The following is a 14,315-nucleotide window of genomic DNA, read 5'->3' on the forward strand; positions in this document are numbered from 1 at the left end:
CCGTACCGGTACCCGCCCTCAGGCGCCGTCCCGCGGGCCGGCCGCCGCCGCCGGCGGCATGTTGAAGGGCGTCACGATCTGGATCGTGGCGGGCGGAAAGGCGCCTTCGGGCGGCAGGGCGCCGTGCGCGCGCATCACGGTCTGGCAGGCGCGACGGACGTCCTGCCGCAGGTCGTGGTGGAGCACGGCGGAGATGCGGCGCTCGCGCAGCAGCCGGGTGTTGTCCTGGTCGAGGTCGTGGGCGATGAAGACGGCGCACTCCCGGCCGAGGTCCTCGAAGGCATCCACGGTCGCGGCGTTGCCGCCGCCCATCGAGTAGACCGCCGTGATGGCCGGATCGCGTTCGAGTGCCGCGAGGACCAGGTCCCGCTGGGTGGCGTCCAGGCCGTCGCTGCCGGTGACCTCCACCAGCGTGCGGTGCGGCTGGGTGCTGCGCATGGCGCTGCGGAAGCCCATCTCGCGCTCCTCCTCGCCCCGGAAGAAGCCGCGGCTGATGGTGGTGAGGACGTTGCCGGGCCGGTCACCGAGCCACTGGCCGACGAGGTAGGCGGCGGTGGTCCCGGCGGCCCGGTTGTCGATCCCCACGTACGCGCGGCGCGCGCTGCCGGGCAGGTCCGTGACGAGCGTGACGACGGGGATGCCCGCGGCGGCCAGCCGGCCGACGGCCGCCGCCACTTCCGGGACGTCCGGCGCCTTGAGCACGACGCCCTGGCTGCCACGCTTGGCGATCCTGTCCAGCGTGGCGACCAGCTCGCTCACCGGACCGGTCTCGCGGAAGTGGAAGCGCGAGCGCACCACGGCGGGGCGCAGCGCGGGCAGTTCGGCCTCCAGGGCGGTGCGCACCGCCGACGAGAACCGCGCCGGCGACTGCATCACGATGTCGATCATGAACGTGCGGCCGCCGATCCGTACCTGGGTCCGCTGCCGGTCCAGGTCCTCGATGGCCTGCCGCACCTCGCGCGCGGTGTTCTCCCGTACGCCGCCCCTGTTGTGCAGCACGCGGTCGACGGTGGCTTCGCTCAGCCCGGCCTGCCGGGCGATCTCACGGATCGGATAGGGGTGTGCCATGGCGGATCCTTGCGAGGCGGTGAGGGGTTTTTGAGGGACAACTGAGGGTTGCTTGAGGGATTCAGGGCTCACAAGAATGACAGAACCCACTGCTCACCGGAAGGAACGGCATGTACGCGCACCCCGCTGCGTCCCACCCCTGGCTGACCGGAGCAGACTGCTCGCTCGACGCCTTCCGCACCCTGGTCGAACGGACCACCGACCCGGCCGGCTTCCCGGCCGCCGACACCGTCGAGCAGAACGTGCCCCGCTACTCCGGCGACCGGCTGCGGACGCTCACCGCCACCCCGGACGGCCGCCGCACCGTGCAGGCCGAGCTGATCCGCGCCCTCCTCGACGGGCCCGGCATCGTCGTCCTCGCCGGTGCCTTCGACGCCGCCGTCACCGACCGCGCCACCGAAGCCTTCCGCGCCCTCATCAAGGAGGAGCGGGCGGCCGGCACCGCACGCGGCGACCACTTCGCCCGGCCCGGCGCCAACGACCGCGTGTGGAACGCCCTGGAGAAGACGGCCGTCCGCGCGCCGGAGGCGTTCGCCGACTACTACGCCAACGACCTCGTCGCCCTGGTGGCCGAGGCCTGGCTCGGGCCGGGCTACCAGGTCACCTCGCAGATCAACGTGGTCAACCCCGGCGGCGCCGCGCAGCGCGTGCACCGCGACTACCACCTCGGCTTCCTCACCCAGGAGCAGGCCGCCGCCCACCCGGCGCACGTCCACCGCCTCTCTCCCGCCCTGACCCTGCAGGGTGCCGTCGCCCACTGCGACATGCCGGTGGAGTCCGGGCCGACGCTCTACCTGCCGTACTCGCAGGCGTACGAGCCGGGCTATCTCGCCTGGCGGCGCCCGGAGTTCATCGCGTACTTCGAGGAACACCACGTGCAGCTGCCGCTGGCCAAGGGGGACGCGGTGTTCTTCAACCCCGCGCTGTTCCACGCCGCCGGACACAACCGCTCGGCGGACATCCGGCGGATGGCCAACCTGCTGCAGATCTCCTCCGCCTTCGGCCGCGCCATGGAGACCGTCGACCGCGCGGCGGTGGTCGACGCCGTCTTCCCCGTCCTGCTGCGCCGCAAGGCCGCGGGCGCCGGCGAGGAGTGGCTGCGGAACGTCGTCGCCGCCTCCGCCGAGGGCTACCCCTTCCCCACCGACCTGGACCGGGACGCGCCGGTCGGCGGCCTCGCGCCGCCGTCCCAGGCGGACATCGTGCGGCAGGCGCTGGCCGGGGAGTGGACACCGGAAGCACTGCGCAAGGAACTGCGGGCCGGCGCCGAACGACGGCGCGGCTGAGAGAGCGGAGAGAAGCGGACATGGCACTACGGGAACTGCTGACCGACAAGATCGTGCTCATCAACGGCGGGAGCCAGGGGGTCGGCGCGGGGATCGCCCGCGCGGCCGCCCGGGAAGGCGCCACCGTCGTCGTCACCGGCCGCCGCGCGGAGGTCGGCGAGGCGCTGGTGGCCGAACTGACCGCGACGGGCGCCAAGGCCGCCTTCCGCCGCGCCGACCTGGCCGACCCCGCGCAGGCACGCGGCGGCGTCGAGGACGTGGTGGCCGCGTACGGGCGCATCGACTGCCTGGTCAACGCGGCGGGGCTGACCTCGCGCGGCTCGCTCCTGGACACGACGCCCGAGCTGTTCGACGCGCACATCGCCGTCAACCTGCGGGCGCCGTTCTTCGCCATGCAGGCGGCCGTCGCCGACATGGTGTCGCGCAAGGCGCCGGGCACCATCGTCAACATCGGCTCCGACTGCGCGCACGGCGGCCCGCCGTACCTCGCGCCGTACTCCGCAGCGAAGGCCGGGCTCGCCGGCCTGACCAAGAACGCCGCGCACGCCCACCGCTGGGACCGGATCCGGATCAACGGTCTCAACATCGGCTGGACGGAGACCGAGGGCGAGGACGCCGTCCAGCGCGCCTTCCACGGCGCGGGCGACGACTGGCTGGAACAGGCGGCCCGTACGCAGCCGATGGGCAAGCTGGGCCAGGTCGACGAGATCGCCGACTTCGTCGTCCTCCTCCTGTCCGACCGCAGCGGGGTCGTCACCGGCTCGGTCATCGACTGGAGCCAGCACGTCATCGGCGGCTCGGACTGACCTCGCGTACGTATGGAAGGAGCGCGCATGCGCCTCGGCATCATGGGTCTCGGCAGGATCGGGACCTTCCACGCACAGACCCTCGCCGCGCTCGACGCGGTGGGCTCCCTCGTGGTCACCGATCCGGTCGCCGCCGCCGTCTCCGCGGCGGCGGACCGGCTGGGTGCCGAACCGGCCGACTCGCCGGAGGCGGTACTCGCCTCCGGGGTGGACGGTGTGGTGATCGCGGCGGCGACCGACGCGCATCCCGCGCTCCTCCACGCGGCGGTCGAGGCCGGACTGCCCGTCTTCTGCGAGAAGCCGGTGGCCCGCACCCCGGAGGAGAGCCTGACCGTCCTGAAGGCCGTGGAGGCGAGCGGGGTGGCGGTGCAGATCGGCTACAACCGGCGCTTCGACCCCGGCTTCGCGGCTGCGCGGCGCGCCGTGGTCAGCGGCGAGCTGGGACCGCTGCACACCGTACGGTCCACGACCCTGGACCCCGAGCCGCCGCCCGCCGCGTACGTGGCGGTCTCCGGCGGCATCTTCCGCGACTGCGCCGTGCACGACTTCGACACGGTCCGCTGGGTCACCGGGCGCGAGGTCACCGAGGTGTACGCGACCGGCAGCAACCGCGGCGCCGAGTACATCGCGGCGGCGGGCGACGTCGACACCGCGTCCGCGCTCCTCACCCTCGACGACGGCACCCTGGCGGTGGTGTCGAACACCCGGCACAACCCCCGCGGCTACGACGCCCGGCTGGAGCTGCACGGCATGAAGGACAGCGTCGCCGCCGGCCTGGAGGACCGGCTGCCGCTGCGTTCGGTGGAACCGGGCGTCACCTTCCCCGGCGGCACCCCGCACCACTTCTTCATGGACCGCTTCGCCGCCGCCTACCGTGCCGAGCTCGCCGCCTTCACCGACGTGGTCGCGGGCACCCGCCCCTCCCCGTGCACCGTCGCCGACGCGCTGGAGGCGGGGTGGATCGCCGAGGCGTGCACACTGTCGCTCCATGAACGGCGGCCGGTGCGCATCGAGGAGGTGCGCACGTCCTGACCACCGGTTCCGCGGGATCTCCGGCGGACCGTCCTGGGTGCCGGCACCCCCGTCATGGGATGCTGGAGCCTCCATGGATCATGGCGAGCAACGGGAGAGTACGGCAGCGTGATGGCAGCGATACGGCGGGCCCGCACCGGCACCTGGGACCGCTTCGCGGCGTCCGACCCCGGACTGCTGCGGCTGATGGCGGGGTTGCGGACGGTCGGCGCGATCACGCTGACCCTCGCGGTCCTCGCCCTGCTCGGCACGGACGTCACGCACATGGTGGCGGGCGCGATGGCGGCGATGGTCGGCACCTTCGCCATCAAGGAGAAGGAGGTGCGCGGGCAGGCCGTCACGCTCGCCTGCGCACTGCCCGTCGCCCTCGCCTCGATGTCGCTGGGCGCGCTGCTGCACTCGCAGATCATCGCCGGTGACGTCTTCTTCGTCCTGCTGATCTTCGCCGCGGTATACGGCCGCAGGTTCGGCGACCGCGGCACGGCCCTCGGCCTGATCGGCTTCCAGGTCTACTTCGTCTCGCTGTTCGTCCGCGCCACCACCGACACACTGCCGGAGCTGTACCTGACGCTGACCGTCGCGTTCGCGTGCAGCGCGGTCGTACGTTTCGCCGTGGTGCCGGAGACACCCCAGCGCACGCTGGGACGGCTGCGCGAGGCGTTCCGGGCCCGGCTCGCCCAACTGGTGGCGGCCCAGCTCGAACTGCTCGACGCCACCCCGGAGGACCTGGACAAGGTCCTGGACACCCTGCGGCAGCGCACCGCCCGGCTGCACGAGGCGGCCCTGATGATCCAGGGCCGGCTGGACGAGGGCACCCGGGACGCGGCCACCGCCGCCCGGCTGCAGCGGCGCGTCGCCGACGCCGAGATCGCCGCCGAGCGGCTCGGCGTCACCCTGCTCAACGCGCGCAGCGCCGAGCGCGCCGACACCATCACCCTGCACCTGCCGCACGCGCCGGTGCAGGTCGCCGAGCACCGCATGCCGACCGAGGACGCCACGACCATCACCCTCCGCCGGGACCTGAACGCGCTGCACCTGCTGATCGCGCGGCCCGCCGGGGACGGGCGCGGCATGGCCGTCGCCCACGTACGCAACCGGCTGCTGGGCTACCGCGACGAGGACAAGCTGCCGCCCGCCTCGCCCGCCGTCCAGGACGTCTTCCGCGGCATCGGTGAAGCCGCGCGCGCCGTGCTGGGTCTGCGGCTGGCGCTGGACGGGCCGCAGGACGCGTCCGACGACAGCCCCGCGACGGCCCGCTCCCGCGAGGAGTTCGACGCCGAGGACGTGGCGATGGCCGGCCTGGACGAGGAGGCGGAGGAGCAGGCGGCCGAGGAACGCACCGGGCTGCGGCGGCCCACCACCCGGGCCGCCTTCCAGGTGGCGGTGGGCTCGACGCTGGCCATCATCGGCGGCGAGTTCCTCTCCAGCCAGCGCTGGTACTGGGCGGTGCTGACCTGCTGGGTGGTCTTCCTCAACACCGCCTCGACGGGCGAGATCATGGTCAAGGGGTACCGTCGGCTGGTGGGCACCGTCCTCGGCGTGGTCGCCGGTGTGGCGCTCGCCGGCCTGGTCGGCAACCACACCTGGCTCGCGTTCGGCCTGGTCCTGCTCTTCATCTTCGGGATGTTCTTCACGGCCCCGCTGTCGTACGCACTGATGTCCTTCTGCGTCACCGCGATGCTCGGCCTGCTCTACACGCTGCTGAACACCTACAGCCTGGACGTGCTGATCCTGCGCATCGAGGAGACGGCGCTCGGCGCGGCCTGCGGCATCATCGCGGCCGTGCTGGTGCTGCCGGTGCACACCGACAGCCGCACGGACGAGCTGCTGGGCACGGTCCTGGAGCGGCTGCGGGACGTGGTGTCGGCGGCGGTGGAGCAGCTCAGTGGCGGCCCCGCCGTCGACCTGCTGGACAAGGCGCGGGACCTGGACACCGCGCTGGACGATCTGCGCGCCTCCACCCAGCCGCTGACGCACCCGATCACGCCGCTGCGGGTCCGCCGGCAGACCGCGCGTTATCTGGTGGCGCTGCTGGAGACCTGCGCGTACCACGCCCGTTCGCTGGCGGCGACCGCCGAGCTGGTGCCGTACAGCAAGACCGTCGCGGCCGACCCGCGGCTGGAGCGGGCGGGCCTGCGCATCGCCCGGAACATCGACGTCATAGTGGCGCGGGTGGTGGACGAGAGCGCCCGCGGCGAGGTCACCGCCGGCGCGAGCATCGCCTCGATACTGGACGTGGACGACACCGGCGCCCCGCGCTCCGGCACCGTCACCTACCGCGTGCTGCGCCACCTCCAGCGCCTCGACGAGGGCGTGGTGGGCCTCGCCCGGCCACTGGACGTGCCGGTGGCCGGACGCAGCGTGGGCTCGACCGGCTGAGGCCCGCCCCCGCCGCGGGCCCGCCGGCGGCAGGGACCGTGCCGCGCTCTTTCCCGGGCCGGTGTGACGGACCGTAGGACGCGCTGCGGGGCTCCCGGAAGCCCGTGCGCCGGCCGGCCACGAAGCCGCAGCACCGCCCATGGAGCGGCAACACTGCGGACACGCGGCGGCGTTTTGGCCGACGCCTGCCGAGGGCCTCCGGGAGCGGTGCTCACGCCACCCGCGAGTCGGCCGACGCGGACTCCGCGTCGTCCTCGATCAGGTGGACGTCGTTGACGTCGATGTTGACCTCGACGACCTCCAGGCCGGTGATGCGTTCCACCGCGGCGACGACGTTCTCCCGCACGTCCCGTGCCACGTCCGTGATCGGTACGCCGTACTCCACGACCAGGTCCAGGTCGATGGCCGTCTGCCGCTCGCCGACCTCGACCTTCACGCCGCGGCCGACGTTCGGACGGCCGCCGGGCACCCGGTCGCGGACGGCGCCGAAGGTGCGGGACAGGCCGCCGCCCATGTCGTACACGCCGGGGATCTCCCGCGCCGCCATGCCCGCGATCTTGACGACCACGACGTCCGCGATGGCGGTCCTGCCGCGCGTCGCCGCGGGCTGGTCGGCGCCGGCCGCGCCACCACTCAGGGTGGTGTTGCCGACGGGGCCGCCCTTCGGGGAGGCGGTGCCCTTGGCGGCGTTCGGCCGCTGCGTCGGCTGCTGGGGCGTCTGCTGCGTCGTCATGAAAGGCTCCTCGGTCGGACGGGTGCGCGTCGGTGGCGGTCACCCGCTCTTGCCCACTTGGACCCGCCGGAGCCGCAGCCGTCACGCGGTCCGCCGCACTCTTCCGGAGGCTGTCCGCGCCGACGCGACGCGGGACGGACCGTCCTCATCCGCCGGTCGTGCGGCTCCCCGCGGTCGCGGCCGGTGCCGGGGCCTCCTCGGGCGGCCGGGCGGGCGCCGGGCGGCGCGCGAGCGGCATACGGAAGGCCCAGTCCATCCGGGGCTCCATCACCGGACGGAAGAAGCGGCGCACCGGGGAAGAGGTGAGGGCCAGCGCGAGGGCGACACCGAAGACGGTGACGGCCAGTTCACCGGCCGGGGTGTGCCAGAACGCCGCGTCGAACCAGCCCTTCCAGGCGGCGGTGCGCACGAAGAAACCGTGCAGCAGGTAGGCGCAGAGGGTGCCGGCGCCGAGCGCGGTGAACCACGTGCGGCGGCGCGGCACCAGAGCCAGGAACGCCACCGAGAGCACGAGCGAGCAGAGCGTCGTGCCCAGCACCATCGCCACGCCGACCGGCCAGGAGACGTGCAGCTCGCCCCAGCTGTGGTTGTGCATGGCCCACTGCGCCGTCATCCGGCCCTTGGCCCAGTACGCGAAGGCCGCGCCCGCCACCAGCACCGGTACGGACGCGATCCGCACCCACCGGGCACGCAGCAGCTGCCAGTGCTCCGGTCGCAGCACCAGACCGATCACGAAGAAGGGCAGGAACTGGAGCACGCGGTCGAGGTTGAGGACGCCGCTCACCGAGGTGGCCGCGCCGACCAGCGAGACGGCGAAGGCGAGCCCGACCGCGACGTACCAGCGCATCGCCCGCCACAGGGGCGCCGTGAGCCGCCACACGAAGAGCGCCGCGAGGAACCAGGTGAGGTACCACGGGGAGAGCAGGCTGAGGTCGTTGTGGCGGCCGTCGACGACGTTGCCGTACAGCGTGTAGGCGGTTTCGAAGAGGAGATACGGCACCGCGACGCCGGTGATGAGCCGCTTGCCCTGCTCGGGCTTGAGGACGAAACTCCGCGAGAAGTAGCCGGAGATCACGATGAACAGCGGCATGTGGAACATGTAAAGGAACAGGTACGCGGACCACACGGCGTGGCTGTCCTTGAGCGGCTGCCAGGCGTGTCCCGCCACGACCAGCACCATGGCCAGCAGTTTCGCGTTGTCGAAGAACGGATCGCGTCCTGCCCCCGGCACGTCCGGCGAGCGCTGTCCCACGTGGCCTCCTCAGCGATGACCGCGGCGTGCCTCCCGCTGTCCCCACCGGTCACCGTGAGCGGGACGGCCCACCCTCCTCCTACACGTTGTAGGGCACGACCCTAGGGCCCCATGGGGCGCGGCGTCGAATGTCCCACCACTGTGTCGGATGTCCCACCCTGTATCGGAGGGCGGCCGTGTGACTCACCGGGGTTCGTAGGTGCGCTCCGCCCCCTCGGCCGGCGAACCGTCGGTCAGGCCCGCGCCGCCGGTCGCCGCCGCTTCGGCCTTCGCCGCGCGACCGCCCTCCTCGAAGACGATGCGCTCGTCCACGACCCGCATCGGGGCGGCGGCCGGCGCGTCGGCGGGCACCTTGAGCACCTTCAGGTTCTGCCGCTGGCGCCGCGGATCGGCGTGCCGGAGGATTTCCTCCGTGGAGCTGTCCATGTCCACCGGCTCGGCGTGCATGTGGACGACGGCGCCGGTGTCCCCGTCGTAAACGACATAACTGACCGTTTTCATCCTTCGCCCTTTCCCGTCGACCTCTCGAACTTCAGGTGATGTCGTAAACGATTCCCTCGGCACGGTGACCACCGCCGTCACTGCGGAGTTTTACGGTCACCCGTGTCGCGTTGTTGAGGAATTCATTGATGTTGAGCCGGCGGATGTTGTCCGCCGGGGCGTCGGCCGGATCGTCCCGTACCCCGCAGAGCACCTGGTCACTGCCGCTCCGGACGCACACCGTCGAGATGAACACCTGCCCGTAGGCGTCGTCGTACTTTCCGGTGAGCCCGCCGGCGATGAGATACCGACGGTCCGGATTCAGCGCAATGGTCACGGAAACCGTCAGGCGTCCCGTCACCCACAGGAAATACCGGCTGACCACGAACACGACTGCCTCCCCCGGTCAATTCCGATGGCGGCAGCATAAAAACGGCCGACCCGACCGGCAATCCCGGAATTCGCCGCACCGAAAACACCACGGCCGCGCCGGGCGGTGCAGGCGATGACCGGGTGGAACCCGCGACGCCCGGCACCCGGCGCCCCAGGTTGCGAACAGACGAACACGGGAGCGGTTGTTCCCCAGAACGCGTGATCGCCCACTAAAGGGCTTTCTTTAGTTGCCTGAGGCAGGTGAAGCTTACGGGGCGCAAGCGACGGGCTGCAGACCGTCACCGCGCCGCCCTCGGCCGAAGTCCCTTTCCGGAGCGGGGGCGTGTCCCAGAAACGCACCATGTACAAGGAGAACGACCCGATGGACTTCCTCACCAACGTGCTGGCCAGCGTCATCCACTTCGTGGGCTGGCTCGTCTGACGGAACCGCATCACCGGGCGCCGCTCCCCCTCGTCCCAAGGGAGAGCGGCGCCCGCCGTCGTACCGGGCCTGATGGCGCCTCAGGTCTCCAACGGCTGCTTCGCCGTCTCCGGGAGCCGCAGGTACACAACGAAGGAGAGCAGGCACAGGACAGCCACGTAATAGGGGAAGAGGCCGGGGTTGCCGAGGTCTTTGAACAGCGTCCCCACGTAGGGCGCGGTGCCTCCGAAGAGCGCCACCGTGAGCGAGTACGGGAAGCCGATGCCCGCGGCACGCACCCGGGCCGGGAAAACCTCCGCGTTCACGGCCGCGGCGATGGAGGTGTAGCCGGTCAGCAGCACCATCCCCGCGCACTGCACGAGCAGCAGCGAGAAGAACGCGTCCGTGACCAGGTGCAGCATCGGGACGGCGAGTACCGCGAAGCCGAGCGCGAAGGTGAGCAGCAGCGGCTTGCGGCCGAAGCGGTCGGAGAGCAGGCCGCCGATCGGCTGCAGCACGGTGAAGAAGGCCAGCGAGATCGTGCCGACGGTGAGCGCGTCGGCCTTGTCGAAGCCCGCGTTGACCTGCGCGTACGTCGGCAGGTACGTGGTCCAGGTGTAGTACGCGATGGTGCCGCCCGCGGTGATGCCGCAGATGAGGAGCGACTGGCGGGGATAGCGGCGCAGCGCTTCGAAGAGCCCGGGGCGGGCGGCCTGTTGTTCCGCGCTCCTCGTCTCCCGGGCGCCGCTGCGGATCCACAGGCCGAGCAGACTGAGGACTGCTCCGCCGACGAAGGCGATCCGCCAGCCCCAGCCGGCCATCTGCCCCTCGGTGAGATTCACGGCGAGAAGGGCGGCGGTACCGGAGGCCACCAGCTGGCCGATGGAGGTGGAGACGTACTGGAAGCTGGCGAACAGGCCACGCCGCCCGGGCCCGGCCGACTCCACCAGGAAGGTGGTGGAGGCCGCGAACTCACCGCCGACCGAGAGACCTTGGACCAGCCGCGCGATCACCAGCACGACCGGCGCCAGCACACCGGCGGCGGCGTAGGTCGGGGTGACCGCGACGAGCAGGGAACCGCCGCCCATCAGCAGGATGGTGATGGTCAGGGCCGCACGCCGGCCGTGCCGGTCGGCGACCGCGCCCATCAGCAGTCCGCCGACCGGCCGCATGAAGAAGCCGACCGCGAAGACCGCGAACGTGGACAGCAGCGGGACGAGGGAGTTGCCGGTTGCCTTGGGAAAGACCTGGTCGGCGAAGTAGACCGCGAGGAACGAGTAGGCGTACCAGTCGTACCATTCCACCGCATTCCCCACGGACGCCGCCGCGAGCTGGCGGACCGCGGACACCGGGTGCCGCTCCCCCGCCGCCGGTTCGGCCATCTTGTTCTCCGCGCTCGACATGCGCCTCCGCTCCCGGGTCCTTCACGTGACCCTGCCGCTCGGGCAGGATGAGCCATCAGGTGATCATGCCCCCGCGAGGCCGGTGGCCGCCAGGTGCGAGGGCGGCCGAAAGGAGATGGCAACGTGCGCGTAGCACTGTTCGTCACCTGCATCAACGACACCCTCTATCCACGGACCGGCCGCGCGGTGGTCACGCTCCTGGAACGCCTGGGGGTGGAGGTCGGCTTCCCGGCGGCGCAGAGCTGTTGCGGGCAGCCGCAGTTCAACACCGGCTACCGGCACGCCACGGAGCCGCTGGCGCTCCGGTACGCGCGGGTGTTCCGCGACTACGAGTACGTGGTGGTGCCCTCCGGGTCGTGCGCCGCGATGGTCCGGGACAACTATCCGCGCATGGGCGCCAAGGCCGCGGCGGAGGGGCGCGGCGGGGCGCTGACCGAGGCGGCGGCGGAGGCCGTGCCGAAGACGTACGAGCTGACGGAGTTCCTGGTCGACGTGTTGAAGGTGACGGACGTGGGCGCGTACTACCCGCACCCGGTCACCTACCACCCGACCTGTCACGGGCTGCGGATGCTGGGGCTCGGGGACCGGCCGCGTGCCCTGTTGTCGCACGTCAAGGGGCTGGAGCTGCGGGAGCTGGAGGGGGCGCAGGAGTGCTGCGGCTTCGGCGGCACGTTCGCGGTGAAGAACCCGGCGGTGTCCGCGGCGATGGGTGCCGACAAGACCCGGCACATCCAGGAGACCGGCGCGGCGGCGGTCTGCACGGTCGACAACTCCTGCCTGATGCACATCGGCGGCATGCTCTCCCGCCAGGGCTCGACGGTCCGTCCCGTCCATCTCGCGGAGATCCTGGCCAGTACGGAAGGGAACGTCCTGTGAGCGTCACCGACCTGGGCATGCCGGCCTTCCCGGCGGCCGCTGCCCGCTCCACCCGCGACACCCGCCTGCGCGCCAATCTGCGCCACGCCACGCACACCATCCGCGACAAGCGCGCCAGGGCGGTGAGCGAGCTGGCTGACTGGGCGCAGCTGCGTACGGCGGGGCGGGCGATCAAGGATCGTACGCTGCGCCATCTGGACCACTATCTGGAGCGGCTGGAGGAGGCGGTGACCGCGGCGGGCGGCCAGGTGCACTGGGCGGCCGACGCGGCGGAGGCCAACCGCATCGTCACGCGTCTCGTCCGGGCCACCGGCGAGCGCGAGGTCGTCAAGGTCAAGTCGATGGCCACGCAGGAGATCGGGCTCAACGAGGCGCTGGCCGAGGCCGGGATCAGCGCGTACGAGACGGATCTCGCCGAGCTGATCGTGCAGCTCGGCAAGGACCGCCCTTCCCACATCCTGGTCCCGGCGATTCACCGCAATCGCTCCGAGATCCGCGACATCTTCCGCTCGGAGATGGGCGACTGGGGACGCCCGGCACCGGACGGGCTGAGCGACCGGCCTGCCGAACTGGCCGAGGCGGCGCGGCTGCACCTGCGGGAGAAGTTCCTGCGCGCCAAGGTCGGCATCTCGGGCGCCAACTTCATGGTGGCGGAGACCGGGACGCTGGTGGTCGTGGAGTCCGAGGGCAACGGCCGGATGTGCCTGACGCTGCCGGAGACCCTGATCTCCGTCGTGGGCATCGAGAAGGTGGTGCCGACCTGGCAGGACCTGGAGGTCTTCCTGCAGTTGCTGCCGCGCTCGGCCACGGCCGAGCGGATGAACCCGTACACCTCGATGTGGACCGGGACCACGGACGGGGACGGACCGCGGACGTTCCATCTGGTCCTGCTGGACAACGGGCGGACGGACACGCTCGCGGACACGGTGGGGCGGCAGGCGCTGCGCTGCATCCGGTGCTCCGCGTGCCTGAACGTCTGCCCGGTGTACGAGCGGGCCGGCGGCCATGCGTACGGCTCGGCGTATCCGGGACCGATCGGCGCGATCCTGACACCGCAGCTGCGCGGCACGGCGAGCGAGCTGGACGCCTCGCTGCCGTACGCGTCGTCGCTGTGCGGGGCGTGCTACGAGGTGTGCCCGGTGGCGATCGACATCCCGGAGGTGCTGGTGCACCTGCGGGAGCGGGTGGTGGAGGGCGGCAAGGTCACCCGGGGCGGGGTGCGGACGGTGCTCAAGCCGGCGAAGGGGCACGCGGCGGAACGGGCGGCGATGCGGGCCGCCGCCTTCGCGTTCGACCGGCCCGGTGTGCTGCGCACGGGGCAGCGGCTGGCGGCACGCACCCGGAGGCTGCATCCGCGGCGGCTGCCGGGGCCGGGGCGTGCCTGGACCGACATCCGGGACCTGCCGCCGGTACCGGCTGAGTCGTTCCGGGACTGGTGGCAGCGCACCCGGCGCGTGGAGCGCGGCAGCGGACAGGAGGGCGCGAAGTGAGCAGCCGGGACGTGGTGATGGCGAGGGTGCGCCGGGCGCTGGCGGACGTGCCGCGCGCCGCCGGCCCCGAGGAGACGCCGGTACCGCGGGACTATCTGCGGGCGCACTGCGACGAGCCGGCGGAGGACACCGCCCGGCTGCTGGCGGAGAACCTCGCCGACTACCGCGCGGTGGTCCACGACATCCACGCCGCCGGGTTGCCGGCGCTGCTCGCGCACCTGCTGGGCGAGCGGGGCTCGCGGTCGGTGGTGGTGCCGGCGGGGCTGCCGGCCGAGTGGCTGGCGGAGTGCGACGTGGAGGTGGTGCCGGACGCGCCGGAGGCGACGCCGGACGAACTGGACGCGGTCGACAGCGTGGTGACGGGCTGCGCGGTGGCGGTCGCCGAGACCGGGACGATCGTGCTGGACGCGGGCCCGGACCAGGGGCGCCGCCGCATCACGCTGGTGCCGGACCACCACATCTGCGTCGTACGGGTGCCGGAGCAGGTCGTGGCGTCCGTGCCGCAGGCGCTGGAGCGGCTTTCCGCGCGGCGCCCGCTGACCTGGATCTCCGGCCCCTCGGCGACGAGCGACATCGAACTGGACCGGGTGGAGGGCGTGCACGGGCCGCGCACGCTGGAGGTAGTACTGATGACGCCATGAGTGGGGTCTACATGACCTTCTGAGCCAAATGGCGTGCGTGAGGCTTGTGTTGCCGAGGGATTGCGTTCGATCCTGA

13 protein-coding genes are annotated in these 14,315 nt (G+C 72.1%); 7 read left to right on the forward strand and 6 right to left on the reverse strand.

Features of this window, described 5'->3' with window-relative positions; all coding sequences use genetic code 11:
* Window positions 1–18: 18 nt before the first annotated feature.
* Window positions 19–1,068, reverse strand: coding sequence for a LacI family DNA-binding transcriptional regulator (locus tag ACZ6WH_RS14990; protein WP_469728633.1), 1,050 nt, complete (start codon window positions 1,066–1,068; stop codon window positions 19–21).
* Window positions 1,069–1,178: 110 nt separating this feature from the next.
* Here ACZ6WH_RS14990 and ACZ6WH_RS14995 point away from each other — a divergent pair, with 110 nt between their 5' ends.
* From ACZ6WH_RS14995 to ACZ6WH_RS15010, 4 genes are all read left to right on the forward strand, one after another.
* Window positions 1,179–2,354, forward strand: coding sequence for a phytanoyl-CoA dioxygenase family protein (locus tag ACZ6WH_RS14995; RefSeq protein WP_469728635.1), 1,176 nt, complete (start codon window positions 1,179–1,181; stop codon window positions 2,352–2,354).
* Between the two features lie 20 nt (window positions 2,355–2,374).
* Entirely contained in the window at window positions 2,375–3,160 is a 786-nt protein-coding gene (locus tag ACZ6WH_RS15000; RefSeq protein ID WP_469728637.1) for an SDR family oxidoreductase, read from the forward strand.
* A 27-nt stretch (window positions 3,161–3,187) separates the two neighbouring features.
* Window positions 3,188–4,192, forward strand: coding sequence for a Gfo/Idh/MocA family protein (locus ACZ6WH_RS15005; RefSeq protein WP_469728639.1), 1,005 nt, complete (start codon window positions 3,188–3,190; stop codon window positions 4,190–4,192).
* Between the two features lie 111 nt (window positions 4,193–4,303).
* Window positions 4,304–6,571: an FUSC family protein gene (locus ACZ6WH_RS15010; protein WP_469728641.1), complete on the forward strand. Its 2,268-nt coding sequence runs from the start codon at window positions 4,304–4,306 to the stop codon at window positions 6,569–6,571.
* 211 nt (window positions 6,572–6,782) lie between these two features.
* Here the strand turns inward: ACZ6WH_RS15010 and ACZ6WH_RS15015 are convergent, their stop codons facing one another.
* The 5 genes from ACZ6WH_RS15015 to ACZ6WH_RS15035 form a co-directional block, all read right to left on the reverse strand.
* Window positions 6,783–7,304 carry an Asp23/Gls24 family envelope stress response protein gene (locus ACZ6WH_RS15015; RefSeq protein WP_469728643.1) on the reverse strand — a complete coding sequence of 174 codons (522 nt, stop codon included), beginning with the start codon at window positions 7,302–7,304 and terminating at the stop codon, window positions 6,783–6,785.
* Window positions 7,305–7,449: 145 nt separating this feature from the next.
* On the reverse strand, window positions 7,450–8,556 hold the full coding sequence (locus ACZ6WH_RS15020) for an acyltransferase family protein (RefSeq protein WP_469728645.1): 1,107 nt from the start codon (window positions 8,554–8,556) through the stop codon (window positions 7,450–7,452).
* A 183-nt stretch (window positions 8,557–8,739) separates the two neighbouring features.
* On the reverse strand, window positions 8,740–9,057 hold the full coding sequence (locus tag ACZ6WH_RS15025; protein WP_469728647.1) for a hypothetical protein: 318 nt from the start codon (window positions 9,055–9,057) through the stop codon (window positions 8,740–8,742).
* Window positions 9,058–9,088: 31 nt separating this feature from the next.
* The gene (locus tag ACZ6WH_RS15030) at window positions 9,089–9,427 is read right to left on the reverse strand and encodes a hypothetical protein (RefSeq protein WP_469728649.1); all 339 of its coding nucleotides are present in this window, start codon (window positions 9,425–9,427) and stop codon (window positions 9,089–9,091) included.
* Window positions 9,428–9,930: 503 nt separating this feature from the next.
* Entirely contained in the window at window positions 9,931–11,211 is a 1,281-nt protein-coding gene (locus tag ACZ6WH_RS15035; protein ID WP_469728961.1) for an MFS transporter, read from the reverse strand.
* Window positions 11,212–11,355: 144 nt separating this feature from the next.
* Here ACZ6WH_RS15035 and ACZ6WH_RS15040 point away from each other — a divergent pair, with 144 nt between their 5' ends.
* Genes ACZ6WH_RS15040 through ACZ6WH_RS15050 form a run of 3 tightly spaced genes read left to right on the forward strand, consistent with a single transcriptional unit; the run spans window position 11,356 to window position 14,239 of the window.
* Complete coding sequence (locus ACZ6WH_RS15040) at window positions 11,356–12,108, forward strand: (Fe-S)-binding protein (RefSeq protein WP_432861014.1); 753 nt, start codon at window positions 11,356–11,358, stop codon at window positions 12,106–12,108.
* A complete protein-coding gene (locus tag ACZ6WH_RS15045; RefSeq protein ID WP_469728652.1) occupies window positions 12,105–13,598 on the forward strand; it encodes a LutB/LldF family L-lactate oxidation iron-sulfur protein in 1,494 nt (497 codons plus the stop codon). The genes ACZ6WH_RS15040 and ACZ6WH_RS15045 overlap by 4 nt, the downstream gene beginning before the upstream one ends.
* On the forward strand, window positions 13,595–14,239 hold the full coding sequence (locus ACZ6WH_RS15050; protein ID WP_469728654.1) for a LutC/YkgG family protein: 645 nt from the start codon (window positions 13,595–13,597) through the stop codon (window positions 14,237–14,239). The genes ACZ6WH_RS15045 and ACZ6WH_RS15050 overlap by 4 nt, the downstream gene beginning before the upstream one ends.
* The last annotated feature ends 76 nt before the right edge of the window (window positions 14,240–14,315 follow it).

Source organism: Streptomyces sp. NPDC050806 (genome assembly GCF_055586425.1).

What these genes read in the sequence shown, in the direction of transcription:
- ACZ6WH_RS14990 (WP_469728633.1), bottom strand. Translation starts at nt 1,068, where the DNA reads ATGGCACACCCCTATCCGATCCGTGAGATCGCCCGGCAGGCCGGGCTG.
- ACZ6WH_RS14995 (WP_469728635.1), top strand. Translation starts at nt 1,179, where the DNA reads ATGTACGCGCACCCCGCTGCGTCCCACCCCTGGCTGACCGGAGCAGAC.
- ACZ6WH_RS15000 (WP_469728637.1), top strand. Translation starts at nt 2,375, where the DNA reads ATGGCACTACGGGAACTGCTGACCGACAAGATCGTGCTCATCAACGGC.
- ACZ6WH_RS15005 (WP_469728639.1), top strand. Translation starts at nt 3,188, where the DNA reads ATGCGCCTCGGCATCATGGGTCTCGGCAGGATCGGGACCTTCCACGCA.
- ACZ6WH_RS15010 (WP_469728641.1), top strand. Translation starts at nt 4,304, where the DNA reads ATGGCAGCGATACGGCGGGCCCGCACCGGCACCTGGGACCGCTTCGCG.
- ACZ6WH_RS15015 (WP_469728643.1), bottom strand. Translation starts at nt 7,304, where the DNA reads ATGACGACGCAGCAGACGCCCCAGCAGCCGACGCAGCGGCCGAACGCC.
- ACZ6WH_RS15025 (WP_469728647.1), bottom strand. Translation starts at nt 9,057, where the DNA reads ATGAAAACGGTCAGTTATGTCGTTTACGACGGGGACACCGGCGCCGTC.
- ACZ6WH_RS15035 (WP_469728961.1), bottom strand. Translation starts at nt 11,211, where the DNA reads ATGGCCGAACCGGCGGCGGGGGAGCGGCACCCGGTGTCCGCGGTCCGC.